The 14,787-nt window shown below is 69.9% G+C and carries 13 protein-coding genes; 6 read left to right on the top strand and 7 right to left on the bottom strand.

The window, feature by feature from the left end:
• Positions 1 to 72: 72 nt before the first annotated feature.
• Positions 73 to 1,512: a gamma-aminobutyraldehyde dehydrogenase gene (locus SLUN_RS28720; RefSeq protein ID WP_108152881.1), complete on the bottom strand. Its 1,440-nt coding sequence runs from the start codon at positions 1,510 to 1,512 to the stop codon at positions 73 to 75.
• 167 nt (positions 1,513 to 1,679) lie between these two features.
• Between SLUN_RS28720 and SLUN_RS28715 the strand changes: the two genes are divergently transcribed.
• The 6 genes from SLUN_RS28715 (at position 1,680) to SLUN_RS28690 (ending at position 7,898) form a co-directional block, all read left to right on the top strand.
• Positions 1,680 to 2,186: an Lrp/AsnC family transcriptional regulator gene (locus SLUN_RS28715; RefSeq protein ID WP_108152880.1), complete on the top strand. Its 507-nt coding sequence runs from the start codon at positions 1,680 to 1,682 to the stop codon at positions 2,184 to 2,186.
• Positions 2,171 to 3,550 (top strand): aspartate aminotransferase family protein, encoded by a 1,380-nt coding sequence (locus SLUN_RS28710; RefSeq protein ID WP_108152879.1) that lies wholly within the window; start codon positions 2,171 to 2,173, stop codon positions 3,548 to 3,550. Before SLUN_RS28715 ends, SLUN_RS28710 begins: the two co-directional genes overlap by 16 nt.
• Before the next feature lie 195 nt (positions 3,551 to 3,745).
• Positions 3,746 to 4,471 carry an ABC transporter ATP-binding protein gene (locus SLUN_RS28705; protein WP_108154986.1) on the top strand — a complete coding sequence of 242 codons (726 nt, stop codon included), beginning with the start codon at positions 3,746 to 3,748 and terminating at the stop codon, positions 4,469 to 4,471.
• Positions 4,453 to 5,610 carry a hypothetical protein gene (locus SLUN_RS28700; protein WP_108152878.1) on the top strand — a complete coding sequence of 386 codons (1,158 nt, stop codon included), beginning with the start codon at positions 4,453 to 4,455 and terminating at the stop codon, positions 5,608 to 5,610. Before SLUN_RS28705 ends, SLUN_RS28700 begins: the two co-directional genes overlap by 19 nt.
• Before the next feature lie 77 nt (positions 5,611 to 5,687).
• Positions 5,688 to 6,806: an LOG family protein gene (locus SLUN_RS28695; protein WP_108152877.1), complete on the top strand. Its 1,119-nt coding sequence runs from the start codon at positions 5,688 to 5,690 to the stop codon at positions 6,804 to 6,806.
• Between the two features lie 96 nt (positions 6,807 to 6,902).
• The gene (locus tag SLUN_RS28690; RefSeq protein ID WP_108152876.1) at positions 6,903 to 7,898 is read left to right on the top strand and encodes a DMT family protein; all 996 of its coding nucleotides are present in this window, start codon (positions 6,903 to 6,905) and stop codon (positions 7,896 to 7,898) included.
• On the opposite strand, the gene SLUN_RS28685 is transcribed toward SLUN_RS28690, so the two are convergent.
• The 6 genes from SLUN_RS28685 to frr all read right to left on the bottom strand — a co-directional run bounded on the left by SLUN_RS28685 (position 7,867) and on the right by frr (position 14,768).
• A complete protein-coding gene (locus SLUN_RS28685) occupies positions 7,867 to 8,922 on the bottom strand; it encodes an ABC transporter ATP-binding protein (RefSeq protein ID WP_175314242.1) in 1,056 nt (351 codons plus the stop codon). The genes SLUN_RS28690 and SLUN_RS28685 overlap by 32 nt on opposite strands.
• On the bottom strand, positions 8,922 to 10,538 hold the full coding sequence (locus tag SLUN_RS28680; RefSeq protein WP_254710299.1) for an ABC transporter permease: 1,617 nt from the start codon (positions 10,536 to 10,538) through the stop codon (positions 8,922 to 8,924). The genes SLUN_RS28685 and SLUN_RS28680 overlap by 1 nt, the downstream gene beginning before the upstream one ends.
• Positions 10,539 to 10,606: 68 nt before the next feature.
• Positions 10,607 to 11,695, bottom strand: coding sequence for a thiamine ABC transporter substrate-binding protein (locus SLUN_RS28675; protein ID WP_108152874.1), 1,089 nt, complete (start codon positions 11,693 to 11,695; stop codon positions 10,607 to 10,609).
• A gap of 217 nt (positions 11,696 to 11,912) precedes the next feature.
• Positions 11,913 to 13,019, bottom strand: a complete 1,107-nt coding sequence (rlmN, locus tag SLUN_RS28670) for a dual-specificity RNA methyltransferase RlmN (RefSeq protein WP_108152873.1) — start codon at positions 13,017 to 13,019, stop codon at positions 11,913 to 11,915.
• A gap of 79 nt (positions 13,020 to 13,098) precedes the next feature.
• Complete coding sequence (locus SLUN_RS28665; protein WP_108152872.1) at positions 13,099 to 14,211, bottom strand: phosphatidate cytidylyltransferase; 1,113 nt, start codon at positions 14,209 to 14,211, stop codon at positions 13,099 to 13,101.
• Entirely contained in the window at positions 14,211 to 14,768 is a 558-nt protein-coding gene (frr, locus tag SLUN_RS28660) for a ribosome recycling factor (protein WP_108152871.1), read from the bottom strand. The genes SLUN_RS28665 and frr overlap by 1 nt, the downstream gene beginning before the upstream one ends.
• Positions 14,769 to 14,787: the final 19 nt, after the last annotated feature.

The raw sequence follows: 14,787 nt of genomic DNA, 5'->3' as shown, positions 1-14,787 counted from the left end.
GCACGGGCACCCCAGTTACGGACGGGGGCGGGGCGGGGGAACCAGCCCCCCCCCCCCCCCCGTCCGCCAGGACTACGCGTCGAGCGACGTCATCACGTGCTTGATCCGCGTGTAGTCGTCGAACCCGTACGCCGACAGGTCCTTTCCGTACCCCGACTTCTTGAACCCGCCGTGCGGCATCTCCGCCACCAGCGGGATGTGCGTGTTGATCCACACACAGCCGAAGTCCAGCGCCTTGGACATCCGCATCGCACGCCCGTGGTCCTTCGTCCACACCGAAGACGCGAGCGCGAACTCCACACCGTTCGCCCACGCCAGCGCCTGCGCCTCGTCCGCGAAGGACTGGACCGTGATGACCGGACCGAAGACCTCGTTCTGGATGATCTCGTCGTCCTGCTTCAGGCCGGAGACGACCGTCGCCGCGTAGAAGTAGCCCTTCTCGCCGACCCGGTGGCCGCCCGCCTCGACCTTGGCGTGCGCCGGCAGCCGGTCGATGAAGCCGCTGACCTGCGCCAGCTGGTTCGCGTTGTTCAGCGGGCCGTACAGCACGTCCGCGTCGTCCGGCGCACCGGTCTTCGTGTCGGCCGCCGCCTTCGCCAGCGCCGTCACGAACTCGTCGTGGATCGACTCGTGCACGAGCACACGCGTCGCCGCCGTACAGTCCTGGCCCGCGTTGAAGTACCCCGCCACCGCGATGTCCTCGACGGCCTTCGGGATGTCGGTGTCCTCGAAGACGACGACCGGCGCCTTGCCGCCCAGCTCCAGGTGCACGCGCTTGACGTCCTTGGCCGCGGACGCGGCGACCTGCATGCCCGCCCGTACGGAACCGGTGATCGACGCCATCGCCGGAGTCGGGTGCTCGACCATCGTGCGCCCGGTCTCCCGGTCGCCGCAGATCACGTTGAAGACGCCCTTGGGCACGATCGCGCCGATGATCTCGGCGATCAGCACGGTCGACGCGGGCGTCGTGTCCGACGGCTTGATGACGACGGTGTTGCCCGCCGCCAGCGCCGGCGCGAACTTCCAGACGGCCATCATCATCGGGTAGTTCCACGGCGCGACCTGTGCGCAGACGCCGACCGGCTCGCGCCGGACCATGGAGGTGAAGCCCTCCATGTACTCGCCGGCCGAACGGCCCTCGAGCATGCGCGCCGCACCCGCGAAGAAGCGGATCTGGTCCACCATCGGCGGGATTTCTTCGGTACGGGTCAGCTCCAGCGGCTTGCCCGTGTTCTCCGACTCGGCCGCGATCAGATCCTCGGCCCGCTCCTCGAACGCGTCCGCGATCTTCAGCAGCAGCTTCTGGCGCTCGGACGGGGTGGTGTCCCGCCAAGCGGGGAAGGCGGCCGCGGCAGCGTCCATGGCGGCATCGACGTCGGCCTGTCCGGAGAGCGGCGACGTGGCGTACACGTCACCGGTGACCGGGTTGATGACCTCGATCGTCCGCCCGTCGGCGGCGTCCCGGAACTCCCCGTTGATGTAGTTGCGCAGACGACGCAGCTCGGTGGTCACTGTTGCCACCCCTCCTGTCAGATGTCCGATGGGTGAGACTCTCTCACCCTAATCGCTCAGGTGACGCTTTCGACAGGCCCGACCCTCCACAACTTCGGATTCAGTGATATTCGGACCCCAGAACAACGAATTTCATTGCTCAGGGGTTGCAAGACCGACGAGTCGCGGTGCAGAGTGAGCCCGTGGCCAGTCGTAACGCAGACCCCAGGAACGGAATCGGATCGTCCCCGACGATCGACGCCGTCTCCCTCGCGATCATCGAACAGCTCCAGGAGGACGGGCGCCGCCCGTACGCCGCGATAGGCAAGGCCGTGGGCCTCTCCGAAGCGGCCGTGCGCCAGCGCGTCCAGAAGCTGCTCGACCAGGGCGTCATGCAGATCGTCGCCGTCACCGACCCGCTCACCGTGGGTCTGCGACGCCAGGCGATGGTCGGCATCACGGCCGAGGGCGACCTCGACCCGATCGCGGACGCGCTCACCGCCATGGCCGAATGCGAGTACGTGGTCATGACCGCGGGCTCGTTCGACCTGATGGTGGAGATCGTCTGCGAGGACGACGACCACCTCCTCGAAGTGATCAACAAGCGGATCCGCGCGCTCCCCGGCGTGCGCTCCACCGAGAGCTTCGTCTACCTCAAGCTCAAGAAGCAGACCTACATGTGGGGAACCCGATAGCCGTGAGCAAGGACCTCTCCAAAACCGCGTACGACCACTTGTGGATGCACTTCACCCGCATGTCCTCGTACGAGAATGCACCCGTGCCCACCATCGTGCGCGGTGAGGGCACCTACATCTACGACGACAAGGGCAAGCGCTACCTCGACGGCCTGTCCGGTCTGTTCGTCGTCAACGCCGGCCACGGCCGTCACGAGCTCGCCGAGGCCGCGTACAAGCAGGCTCAGGAGCTCGCCTTCTTCCCGGTGTGGTCCTACGCCCACCCGAAGGCCGTCGAGCTCGCCGAGCGGCTCGCGCAGCACGCCCCGGGCGACCTCAACAAGGTCTTCTTCACCACCGGTGGCGGCGAGGCCGTGGAGACCGCCTGGAAGCTGGCGAAGCAGTACTTCAAGCTGCAGGGCAAGCACACCAAGTACAAGGTCATCTCGCGCGCGGTCGCCTACCACGGCACCCCGCAGGGCGCCCTGTCCATCACCGGTCTGCCCGCCCTCAAGGCGCCCTTCGAGCCGCTGGTCCCCGGCGCGCACAAGGTGCCGAACACCAACATCTACCGCGCCCCGATCCACGGCGACGACCCCGAGGCCTTCGGCCGCTGGGCCGCCGACCAGATCGAGCAGGAGATCCTCTTCGAGGGCGCGGAGACGGTCGCGGCCGTGTTCCTGGAGCCGGTGCAGAACGCCGGCGGCTGCTTCCCGCCGCCGCCCGGGTACTTCCAGCGGGTCCGTGAGATCTGCGACCAGTACGACGTGCTGCTCGTCTCGGACGAGGTCATCTGTGCCTTCGGCCGTCTCGGCACGATGTTCGCCTGCGACAAGTTCGACTACGTACCGGACATGATCACCTGCGCCAAGGGCATGACATCGGGCTACTCCCCGATCGGCGCGTGCATCATCTCCGACCGCCTCGCCGAGCCGTTCTACCGGGGCGACAACACGTTCCTGCACGGCTACACCTTCGGCGGCCACCCGGTCTCCGCGGCGGTGGGCCTCGCCAACCTCGACATCTTCGAGAAGGAAGGCCTCAACCAGCACGTCCTCGACAACGAGGGCGCGTTCTTCAACACCCTGAAGAAGCTGCACGACCTGCCGATCGTCGGCGACGTCCGCGGCAACGGCTTCTTCTACGGGATCGAGCTGGTGAAGGACAAGGCCACCAAGGAGACCTTCACCGACGAGGAGACCGAGCGCGTGCTCTACGGCTTCCTCTCCAAGGCGCTCTACGACAACGGCCTGTACTGCCGCGCCGACGACCGTGGCGACCCGGTCGTCCAGCTGGCGCCGCCGCTGATCTCCAACCAGGAGACCTTCGACGAGATCGAGGGCATTCTGCGCAGCGTCCTCACGGAGGCCTGGACGAAGCTCTAGCCTTCACCAGCTCTCGTACGGCCCGGGGCACCCGGCCACTCTCATTCGGCCGTCCGAGTGAGATGGGGTGCACCCGGGCCGCGTGCTTCCCGACACGCCGGTTCTGAATCCTTACCGTGCCGAGTGACCGATCGGCCCTGTCTTCGTTCCCCCGTACGGGGGAGGAGAAATCTGATCAGAACCGAGGTGTACGCCATGGTGGCCCCGCCGGACAACGATGTGCTCTGGGCACGCTCCCTGCACCACTCCCACAGCGGCTCGCCCGCACTCGTCGGCGTATCGCTGGGTGTACGGGAGGGCGAGATCCTCGCCGTGTGCGGCCCGCGCGGCAGCGGGAAGACCACGCTGCTGCGCTGTCTTTCCGGTCAGCTCGTCGCGCAGCAGGGCGAGGTGTGGTTCAACAGCTCCCCCGTGCACACGATGAGCCCGCTGCTGCGCGAGCGGCTGAGGCGCGACCGCTTCGGCTGGATCGACCCCGAGGCGGCGCTCGTACCGGAACTGACCGCGTGGGAGAACGCGGCCCTACCGCTGCTGCTGCGCGGCTCCCACCGGGGCGCGAAGACCGCGGCGATGGAGTGGCTTGAGCGGCTCGACATCGGTGAGTGCGCACGTAAGCGGCCGCATGCGCTACTGCAGGCGGAGCGGCAGCGGGTCGCGATCGCGCGGGCGCTGGTCACCACGCCGTCGGTGCTGTTCGCAGACGAGCCGACGGCGACGCTGCACCGCGCGGACCGGGCGCAGGTGCTGCGTACGGTGACGGCCGCGGCCCGCTCGCACCGGATCACCGTCGTACTCGCCACGCACGACGAGGACGTGGCGGCGCTGGCGGACCGTTCGCTCACGCTTGTCGACGGCCGGCGCGTCAACTCCCTGGCGAACGCTGACGCGGAAGGCCGGGCCGAGTGCTCGCTCTCCGCCTAGCCCGCGGCACGCATCCGCTGGTCCTGCTGCGGCGGCTGATGGTGGCGGCGGCATCGGCGGGTGTGGGCTTCCTGCTGCTGTGCACGCTGACGTACGCGCTGGCCCATCCCGCCGACTCCGGCTCGGCGCTGCGCCTGCTCTGGTGCCTGATCCCGGCGGCGGCGACGGTGCAGTTCGCGGTGGCGGTGGCCCGTACGGACCCGAGTACGCGCCCGCGGCAGGGCCTCTCGGCGGTAGGTCTCGGGCCCGCGCGTCTGACGGCGCTCGCGGCGGTCTCCACCGCCGTGGCCGGGACGCTCGGGAGCATGGTCGCGCTGCTGTTCTTCCTGCATCTGCGGGGCGATCTGACGGGCCTTCCGTTCGACGGTGCGGCGGCCGAACCGCTCGCCGCGGACCAGCCGCTGCCGCTGGCGGCCACACTGACGCTGCTCGCTCTGGTGCCACTGGCCGCCACGGCAGCCGCGGCGCTGGCGCTGCGCCCGCGCCGGGTGAAGCCGGGCACCGAGCCCGACGCGCAGGACGCCCCGGCCCCCGCTCCGACGGGTCTGCCGTGGGGCGTCGCGCTGACCGCCGCCGGCCTGGCGGTCGAGACCTACGCGAGCCGCGGCGGCCCGGGCTCGGCGCTCCCGCTGCCGGGCCAGTTCGACGGCAGCCCGGCGGGCGTCCTGGCCGGCTGGGCACTGACGGCCCTGGGTCTCGCCTTCGCGGGGCCGCGCATCACCCACTTCTGCGGCCTCGTCCTCCAGTCCGCCCGCCCGCGCGCGACCCGCCTGCTGGCCGGCCGCATCCTGATGGAGGAGTCCCGCCGTATCGGCCGCCCGCTGGGCGTGGTGTGCTCGGTGGCCTCGGCGGCGATCGCGGCCCCGACCGTGTACGGCGACACGGGCCCGAACCTCTTCGGCCCCCTGACCGGCCTGGGCGCGGCCCTGGTGATCACGTGTACGACGGCGACGCTGCTCACCTCGGCCCTGGAGGCCAAACAGGCGCGCGCCCACACGACGAAAGCCCTGCGCCGCCTCGGCGCCCCCACCTCGGCCCTCCGCCGCGCCACGGCCTTGCGGGTGGCGACGCTGCTGGCGGTTTTCGCCCCTCTGACGTGGGGGGTGGCGGCGCTGGCGGCGCTCCCTCTCTCGGCCTGAGGGAGGCCGGGGGTGTCGCCCCGGATTCAGGAAGGGGCGGGTGTTGGGACCTCCCCCGCACCCCCTATCGTGGCCGCATGGCGCCCGCGAACCCGCACCACCGCGACCAAGAGGTCGAATCCCTCGACGAGTTCGACCACGTCGTCGCCGGCGGCTCGCTCGCCGGACACCGCGTCCAGTCCGTCGACCTCACCGAGCGCACCCACTCTCTCCTCCGCGCCGACACCACCGGTGCCGTCTTCCTCGGCTGCCTCATGCAGCCCGATGCCGCCGCCAAGGTCCGCGCCGACGGCGCGCTGGTCTTCCCGCCCGTCCCCGACCTGCCCTTCGACCCGTACCGCGGGGTGCTCTACTCCCCCGGCGAGCTCTTCGAAGGCCTCGCCACCGGCGGTTACGACGAAACCCCCGACGCCCGCGCCTACACCTGGTTCCAGGAGACCAAGGCCGACGGCGACATTTTCGCCTCGATGCTCCGGTCGATCCACGACGACGCGATCTCCGACGCCCTGGACGAACTCCTCGTCGGTGCACGCGTCGTGGGCGTCATGGGCGGCCACGCGATGGCCCGTGGCACGGACGCGTACGCCGGTGCCGCCCGCCTCGGTCAGGCCCTCGCCCGCGCCGGGTTCTCCGTCGCGACCGGCGGCGGCCCCGGCGCCATGGAGGCCGCGAACCTCGGTGCGTACGCCGCCCCGCACCCCGACGAGATGCTGTGCGAAGCTCTCGAACTCCTCGCCAAGGTCCCGTCGTTCGTCCCCTCCGTCTCCGACTGGGCGGACGCCGCCTTCGAGATACGGTCCCGCTGGCCCGGCGGCGGTGACTCCGTCGGCATTCCCACCTGGTTCTACGGCCACGAACCGCCGAACGCCTTCGCCGGTCACATCGCCAAGTACTTCGCCAACGCCACCCGCGAGGACGGCCTCCTGGCCCGCTCCAACGCGGGCGTGATCTTCCTGCCCGGCGCCGCCGGCACCGTCCAGGAGATCTTCGACAACGCGACTCCGAACTACTACGAGTCCCGCGGCGAGCCGACGCCGATGGTCCTCGTCGACCGCGCGCACTGGACGGAGAAGCTGCCCACGTGGCCGCTGCTCCAGTCGCTGGCGCGCGAGCGCGCCATGGAGTCCCGTATCGCTCTGGTCGATACGGTGGACGAGGCCGCGGAGACGCTGCGCCGGCTGTCCGGCACGGCCTAGACAGGATCTGGTCACCGCAGCCAGGCAACTTCCGGCCCCGAACTCACGTCTGGCAGTCAGTCGGAACAAACTGACCCCATGTGAACGGAGCCCTTGGTGCTGATCGGCCTACTGACCGCTGTAGCGGCCTCGATCTGTTACGGCACGGGGTCGGTGCTGCAAGCCGTGGGCTCCCGCAAGTCCGCCCGCCGCGAGGCGGTCGCTGCCGGAGTCACCCAGCACGGCGGCCCGAACCTGTCGTCCACCGCCAAGGCCGCGATGACCTGGGAGTTCATCGTCGGCACGATCCTGGACTTCGTCGGGTTCGGTCTCGGCGCGCTGGCCGCTCGGCTGCTCCCGCTCTTCCTCTCCCAGACCGTCATCAGCGCCAACCTGGTGATCACGGCGGTGCTGAGCGTCAGGTTGCTGGGCATCCGGCTGACGCGCGCCGAGTGGACCTCCATCGGCGTCGTCTGCTCGGCCCTGGTGCTGCTGGCCTCCGCGGCGGGCCCCGAGGGCGGCGGTCACACCCCCATCGCCACGCACTGGTGGCTGCTGGTGATCTCGGTGCTGCTGATGGTCGGCGGCACCGTCGTCGTACGTCTTCTCGGCGCGCGCGCCGCGATCCTGGCGGGTCTGCTGTCCGGCCTCGGCTTCGGCGCGCTGGGCGTCGGCGTACGCGTACTGAACGGCATCGACCCCTTCGACCTGGGCGCCCTGCTCTCGGACCCTGCCCTGTACGCGATCCTGGTGGCCGGCATCGGCGGCATGTATCTGCACACCGTCGCGCTGCAGATCGGCTCGGTGAACGGCGCCACCGCGGCGCTGGTGGTCGGCGAGACCGTGCTGCCGGGCATGATCGGTGTGCTGTGGCTGGGCGACTCCTCGCGGGCCGGCTTCGCCTGGATGGCGATCCTCGGCTTCGTACTGGCGGTGGCGGGCGCGGTCGCGGTGGCCTGGTTCGGCGCGCCTGAGGCGCACGGCGCGGAGCCGGAGCCGGAGTCGGAGTCGGAGTCCGAGTCGGGGTCGGAGTCGGGGTCGAGGTCGGAGTCGGGGTCGCAGGAGCCACGTCCTGAGGAGCTCACCCCCGTCCCCTGGCCTCCGGCCCACTAACCGGGTCGAGCACCACCACGTCCTCGGCGGCGAAGACGACACCCACCTGGGCTCCCTCCTCCGGCGCCTCCCGCAGGGAGGACTCCGCCTCCAGCGGCGGCCCGTCGTCCGGCAGGAGCTGTACGGCGACGTGGCTGCCCCGGAAGGTGCGTGCCTCCACCCTGCAGCGCAGGCCGTCCGCCGGCGGGACCAGCCGTACCGCCGCCGGTCGCACCAGCACCTTCCGGGCGCCCTGCGGCGAGCCCTCCGGCACCGGCACCTTGCCCCAGGGCGTGTCCGCGGCCGTGCCGCTCACCATCGCCGCCACGACGTTGTCGAAGCCGAGGAAGCGGGCGACGAACTCGGACTCGGGCCGCTGCCAGACCTCCAGCGGCGTGCCCACCTGCGCGATCCGGCCGTCCTGCATGACGACGACGCGGTCGGCGAGCGCGAAGGCCTCACCCTGGTCGTGGGTGACGGCGAGCACCGTCGTACCCAACCGCCCGAACAGTCCGCGCAGTTCGACGACGAGCCGCTCCCGCAGCCCCCGGTCCAGCTGGCCGAGCGGCTCGTCCAGCATCAGCAGCCGGGGCTCCGGCGCGAGCGCCCTGGCCAGTGCCACCCGCTGCTGCTCGCCGCCGGACAGCGAGGCGACGGCCCGCCGCTGTGCGGCCGGCAGCCCGACCAGCTCCAGCAACTCGTCCACGCGGCGTGCCTGTTCGTCCCTGCCGATGCCGTGCATCCGCAGCCCGAAGGCGACATTGCCGCCCACGTCGCGCTGCGGGAACAGCTGATGGTCCTGGAACATCAGGCCCACACCGCGCCGGTGAACCGGCACCCCGGCCTGGTCCGCACCGGACAGCAGCACCCGCCCGCCGTCGGCGTCCTGGAGCCCGGCGACTGCCCGCAGCAGCGTGGACTTGCCGCTGCCGCTCGGCCCCAGCACGCAGACGATCTCGTGCTCGGCGACCTCGAGATCGACCGCGTCGAGGGCGGCCCGCGCACCGAACCGTACGGTCACGTCCTCCAGTCGCAGCAAGACCATCAGAACTCCCCGGAGGATCGGTCGATGCGGATGCGTTCGAGTACCAGCAGCGCCACCGCGCACACCAGCATCAGGATCGTGCTCAGCGCCATCGCCTGCCCGTAGTTCAGCTCGCCGGGCCGGCCGAGCAGCCGCGCCACGGCGACCGGCAGCGTCGGATTGTCGGGCCTGGCGATGAAGACCGTCGCCCCGAACTCGCCGAGCGACACGGCGAAGGCGAACCCCGCGGCGACGAGCAGCGCCCGCCGCACCAGCGGCAGATCGACCTCCCGCCACACCCGCAGCGGCGACGCACCCAGCACCGCCGCGGCCTCGCGCAGCCGTGCGTCCACCGCGCGCAGGACGGGCAGCATCGTCCGTACGACGAAGGGGACACCGACCAGTGCCTGTGCGAGCGGCACCAGGATCCAGGACGCCCGCAGATCCAGCGGCGGCTCGTCGAGGGTGATCAGAAAGCCGAAGCCGACGGTCACGGCGGAGACGCCGAGCGGCAGCATCAGCAGCGCGTCGAAGCCGCGCACCAGCCGCCCGGCCCTGCGCGTGAGCGCGGCCGCGGCCAGCCCGCCCACGGCCAACGCGATGGCGGTCGCGACCACGGCGTACCGCAGGGAGTTCCAGACGGCTTCGATCGGCGGTACGAGGAAGGCGCCGCCGCCCTCGTCCAGCACCGTCAACGCCCGGTAGTAGTCGAAGCCGTAACCCCCTGGCCCGTCGAGGGAACGTTCGACGAGCACCCCGAGCGGCGCCAGGATCAGCAGCGCGATCGTGGCCAGCACCCCGCCGAACAGCGTCCACTGCCCTGCCCCGCGCGGCCGCCGCGCCGTCTGCGCCGGGTCCACCAGCCTCAGCTCGCTCTCCCGCCGCCGTACCGTCCACGCGTGTACGGCGAGGACGGCGCCCACCGCGGCGAACTGCACCAGCGTCAGCACGGCCGCCGTCGACAGATCGAGCAGTTGCGCGGTCTGTCGGTAGATCTCCACCTCGAGTGTGGCGAAGGTCGGTCCGCCGAGGATCTGTACGACGCCGAAGGAGGTGAAGGTGAAGAGGAAGACCATGAGCGCGGCGGCGGCCACAGCGGGCCCGAGCGCAGGCAGCGTCACCCGCCGCCAGGCCGCGAACCGCCCGGCGCCCAGCACCCGGGCGGCCTCCTCCTGGCGCGGGTCGAGCTGCGACCACAGACCGCCCACGGTCCGTACGACCACCGCGTAGTTGAAGAAGACATGCGCGAGCAGAATCGCCCACACCGTCGTGTCCAGCCGCAGACCCCACAGCTCGTCGAGCAGTCCGCCGCGCCCCAGCAGCGCCAGGAACGCCGTCCCGACGACCACGGTCGGCAGTACGAACGGAACGGTGACCACCGCCCGCAGCAGCCGCTTTCCGGGGAACTCGAAGCGAGCGAAGACGTACGCGCCGGGCAGGGCGATCAGCAGGGTGAGCGCGGTCGAGGCGAACGCCTGCCAGGTGGTGAACCACAGCACCCGCAGAATGGCGGAGCGGCCCAGTACCTCGCCGATCCGCCCGAACTGCCACACCCCGTCGATCTGGAGGCCGCGGCCCACGATCGCGACGACGGGGTAGGCGAAGAAGACCGCGAAGAACGCGACGGGCCCGGCCATCAGTCCGAGCCGCGCCGCATTCCCGCGGACGGACTTCCCGCGGACCGACCGCCCGCGGACGGACTTCCCTACTTCAGTACGAGCGAGGACCATGACTGGACCCACTGCTCACGGTTCTTGGCGATCTTGTCGGCAGCGACGGTCTCCGGCTTGTCGATCACCACGCCGAACGTGGTGAAGAGCTCGGGCAGCTTGGCGTCCTTGACCACCGGGTTCACGAACATGTTCAGCGGCATGTCCTCCTGGAACGTCTTGGAGACCAGGAAGTCCAGCAGAGCCTTGCCGCCCGCCTCGTTCTTCGCGCCCTTGAGCAGACCCGCGAACTCGGTCTGGCGGAAACAGGTACCGGTCGCGACACCGGTGGGGGCCTCGGTCGGCTGCGGCTTGGCGTAGAGCACCTCGGCGGGCGGGCTCGTGGCGTACGAGACGACGAGCGGCCTGTCCCCCTTGGCCTTCTTGCCGGCCGCGGAGCCGGAGAACTCCCCGTTGTACGCCTGCTCCCAGCCGTCGACGACCTTGACGCCGTTGTCCTTCAGCTTCTTCCAGTAGTCCTGCCAGCCCTCTTCGCCGTACTTGCCGACCGATCCGAGCAGGAAGCCGAGGCCGGGCGATGAGGTCGCGACGTTCTCCGTGACAAGGAGGTTCTTGTACTCGGGCTTGATCAGATCGTCGAAGGACTGCGGCGGCGCCAGCTTCCTGTCGGCGAAGTACTTCTTGTCGTAGTTGACGCAGATGTCGCCGGTGTCGACCGGCGTGACCCGGTGCTTGTCCTTGTCGAGCTGCGCCTCGTCGCTCACCTGCGCCAGGCCCTTGGCGACGTACGGCGTGAACAGCTCGTTGTCGAGAGCGCGCGAGAGCAGGGTGTTGTCGACGCCGAAGAAGACGTCGCCCTGCGGGGAGCCCTTGGTGAGGATCTCCTTGTTGAGGGCCGCGCCCGCGTCCCCGCTCTTGAGCACCTTGACCGTGTAGCCGGTCTCCTTGGTGAACTCCTTCAGCACGGAGGGGGAGGCGAGGAACGACTCATGGCTGACGAGCGTCACCGTCTTCGATGTGGAGCCGGCGGAGGAATCCTTGGACTCTCCGCCGCAAGCCGCGAGCGTCACGACGCCCAGCGCCGCGGCGAGCGCGGTGACCGTGATCTTCTCTGTGGTGCTCACTGAAATTCCTCCTGGGGGTGACCAGGAAGAGACGCGGCCCTGCCCGGCTCCCGCAATCGGGATCCGGGCAGGGCGCAACAGCTTGAGTAACGACCGAACTTCCTACCCGGAATGACCCGGGCAAGGTTCAGAGGGTCTGCGGCTTGTGCCGCACTCTCAGCGCTGTGGCGCTCCCCTGTCGGAATATGCAAATGTTCGAGCCCAGATTACATGGGCCCTATCTCTCCAAAGCGGCCAGCTGTCCGCACGCTCCATCGATCTCCTGGCCGCGAGTGTCCCGTACGGTGACGGGCACGCCATGGGCCGCGATGGCCTCCACGAAGGCCTTCTCGTCCTCGGGGCGAGAGGCGGTCCACTTCGATCCCGGGGTCGGGTTGAGCGGGATCAGATTCACATGGACCCGCTTGTTCTTGAGCAAGCGGCCCAATAGATCGCCACGCCACGCCTGGTCGTTGATGTCGCGGATGAGCGCGTACTCGATGGAGATCCGGCGGCCGGACTTCTCGGCATACTCCCAGGCGGCGTCCAGCACCTCCCGGACATTCCAGCGGGTGTTGACCGGGACCAGGGTGTCGCGCAGCTCGTCGTCCGGAGCGTGCAGCGAGACGGCGAGACGGCACTTGAAGCCCTCGTCGGCGAAGCGGTGCATCGCGGGGACCAGACCGACGGTGGAGACGGTGATCCCGCGCTGCGAGAGGCCGAGACCGTCGGGCTCGGGATCGGTGAGGCGGCGGATGGAGCCGACGACCCGCTTGTAGTTGGCGAGCGGCTCGCCCATGCCCATGAAGACGATGTTGGAAAGCCGCGCCGGACCGCCGGGCACCTCGCCGTCACGCAGGGCGCGCATGCCGTCGACGATCTGGTGCACGATCTCGGCGGTCGAGAGATTGCGGTCGAGACCGGCCTGCCCGGTCGCGCAGAACGGGCAGTTCATCCCGCAGCCGGCCTGCGACGAGATGCACATGGTCACCCGGTCCGGGTAGCGCATCAGCACGGACTCGACGAGGGTGCCGTCGTGCAGCCGCCACAGGGTCTTGCGGGTGGTGTCCTCGTCGCACGAGATGTGCCGTACGACAGACATCAGGTCGGGCAGCAGCTCCGAGGCGAGCTTCTCGCGCGCGGCCGCGGGGATGTCGGTCCACTGGGCCGGGTCGTGGGCGTACCGCGCGAAGTAGTGCTGCGAGAGCTGCTTGGCGCGGAACGGCTTCTCGCCGATCGCGGCGACGGCGTCCTTGCGCTCGGCGGGCGTGAGGTCGGCGAGATGCCGCGGGGGCTTCTTGGCTCCGCGGGGCGCGACGAAAGTGAGTTCTCCGGGCTTGGGCATGGTCCTACCAGTGTCGCAGAGATGCGAAGAGGGGTTCGCCGCCCTGTGGACAACGAACCCCTCGACTCAAACGCGCAGGTCAGCCGCTTCCTACGAAGATCACGAGCAGCAGCCAGACAACCGGGGCCGTCGGCAGCAGCGAATCCAGCCGGTCCATGATGCCGCCATGCCCCGGCAGCAGCGTGCCCATATCCTTGATGCCCAGGTCCCGTTTGATCATTGACTCGCCCAGGTCACCGAGCGTCGCACTCGCCGCGACCGCGAAGCCGAGCAGCAGACCCTGCCACCACGTGCCGTCGTCGATCACGAACTGCATGAGCAGTGCACCGGCCACCATCGCGAACGTCACCGCTCCGACCAGGCCCTCGCGGGTCTTCCCCGGGCTGATGCGCGGTGCGAGCTTGTGCTTGCCGAAGCGCCAGCCGACGGCGTACGCACCCGTGTCGCTGACCACCGTCAGCACCAGGAAGGTGAGCACCCGCTGCGCCCCGTCGTCCGCGGTGAGCATCATCGCGACGAAGGTCGCCAGGAAGGGCACGTAGAACGCGGCGAAGACGCCCGCCGTGACGTCCTTCAGATAGCCCTCGGGCGGCTCGGTCATCCGCCAGGCCAGCACCGCGAGCGCCGTGAGCGCCATCGCGACCCACGCGCCCTCCGCGCCGCGCACATACCCGGCCACGACCATCGCCGCGCCGCCGACCGCGAGAGGCACCAGCGGCGCCTTGATCTGCTTGCGCTCCTCGAGCCGCGACGTCAGTTCCCACAGCCCGACCACCACGGCGACCGCGATCACGCCGACGAACACGGCCTTGACGATGAAGAGCGATGCGACGATCACCGCGCCCAGCGCGACGCCTACCCCTATGGCCGCCCGCAGATCACGGCCGGCCCGCTTCTTCTGCGGCGGCTCGGGTGCCGCCGACGGCGGGGTGGGCATGGGCTCCTGCGGCATCTCGTCGCGGAACAGGGGGCCGCTCGGCCGAGCGGCCCCCCGGTCGCGGTCATCTCGGTCGTCGCCGTCGTCACGGTCTTCGGCGTCTCTACCTGCGTCGGGAAAGTCCGGCACGATGGGCATGGGCCGAGTCTGCTGTGCGTCATGCTCATCGTATGCGGGACCCGCCGGGGCAGGCCCCTGGTCGGGCGGCCCCCAGTAACCGGCTCTCGGCGGGGCCCCCCAGGAAGAGTCGTTCATCAGACCTCGAGCAGCTCGGCTTCCTTGTGCTTCAGCAGCTCGTCCACCTGCGCGACGTACTTCGCGGTGGTGTCGTCGAGCTCCTTCTCCGCGCGGCGGCCCTCGTCCTCGCCGACCTCGCCGTCCTTGATCAGCTTGTCGATGGTCTCCTTGGCCTTGCGGCGCACGGAGCGGATCGAGATCTTGGAGTCCTCGGCCTTGGTCTTGGCGACCTTGATGAACTCCTTGCGGCGGTCCTGCGTGAGCTCGGGGAAGACCACCCGGATGATGTTGCCGTCGTTGCTCGGGTTGACGCCGAGGTCGGAGTCCCGGATCGCCTGCTCGATGTTGCGCAGCGCGGTCTTGTCGAACGGGGTCACCACGGCCATGCGCGCCTCGGGAACCGAGAACGAGGCCAGCTGGTTGATCGGAGTCAGCGCACCGTAGTAGTCCGCCACGATCTTGTTGAACATCGCCGGGTGCGCACGTCCGGTGCGGATCGCGGCGAAGTCATCCTTGGCGACCAGGACGGCCTTCTCCATCTTCTCCTCGGCCTCGAGGAGGGTCTCTTCGATCACCACTTGCTCCTGCGTGTCT

The organism is Streptomyces lunaelactis (genome assembly GCF_003054555.1).
GTDB lineage: Bacteria > Actinomycetota > Actinomycetes > Streptomycetales > Streptomycetaceae > Streptomyces > Streptomyces lunaelactis.
The sequence above is the reverse complement of the archived record's forward strand: the minus strand, read 5'-3'. Positions and strand labels throughout refer to the sequence as shown.

Coding starts and splice junctions, on each gene's coding strand:
- SLUN_RS28665 (WP_108152872.1), bottom strand. CDS start 14,211: ATGAACGACTCTTCCTGGGGGGCCCCGCCGAGAGCCGGTTACTGGGGG.
- rlmN (WP_108152873.1), bottom strand. CDS start 13,019: ATGCCCAAGCCCGGAGAACTCACTTTCGTCGCGCCCCGCGGAGCCAAG.
- SLUN_RS28705 (WP_108154986.1), top strand. CDS start 3,746: ATGGTGGCCCCGCCGGACAACGATGTGCTCTGGGCACGCTCCCTGCAC.
- SLUN_RS28685 (WP_175314242.1), bottom strand. CDS start 8,922: ATGGTCTTGCTGCGACTGGAGGACGTGACCGTACGGTTCGGTGCGCGG.
- SLUN_RS28680 (WP_254710299.1), bottom strand. CDS start 10,538: ATGGCCGGGCCCGTCGCGTTCTTCGCGGTCTTCTTCGCCTACCCCGTC.
- SLUN_RS28695 (WP_108152877.1), top strand. CDS start 5,688: ATGGCGCCCGCGAACCCGCACCACCGCGACCAAGAGGTCGAATCCCTC.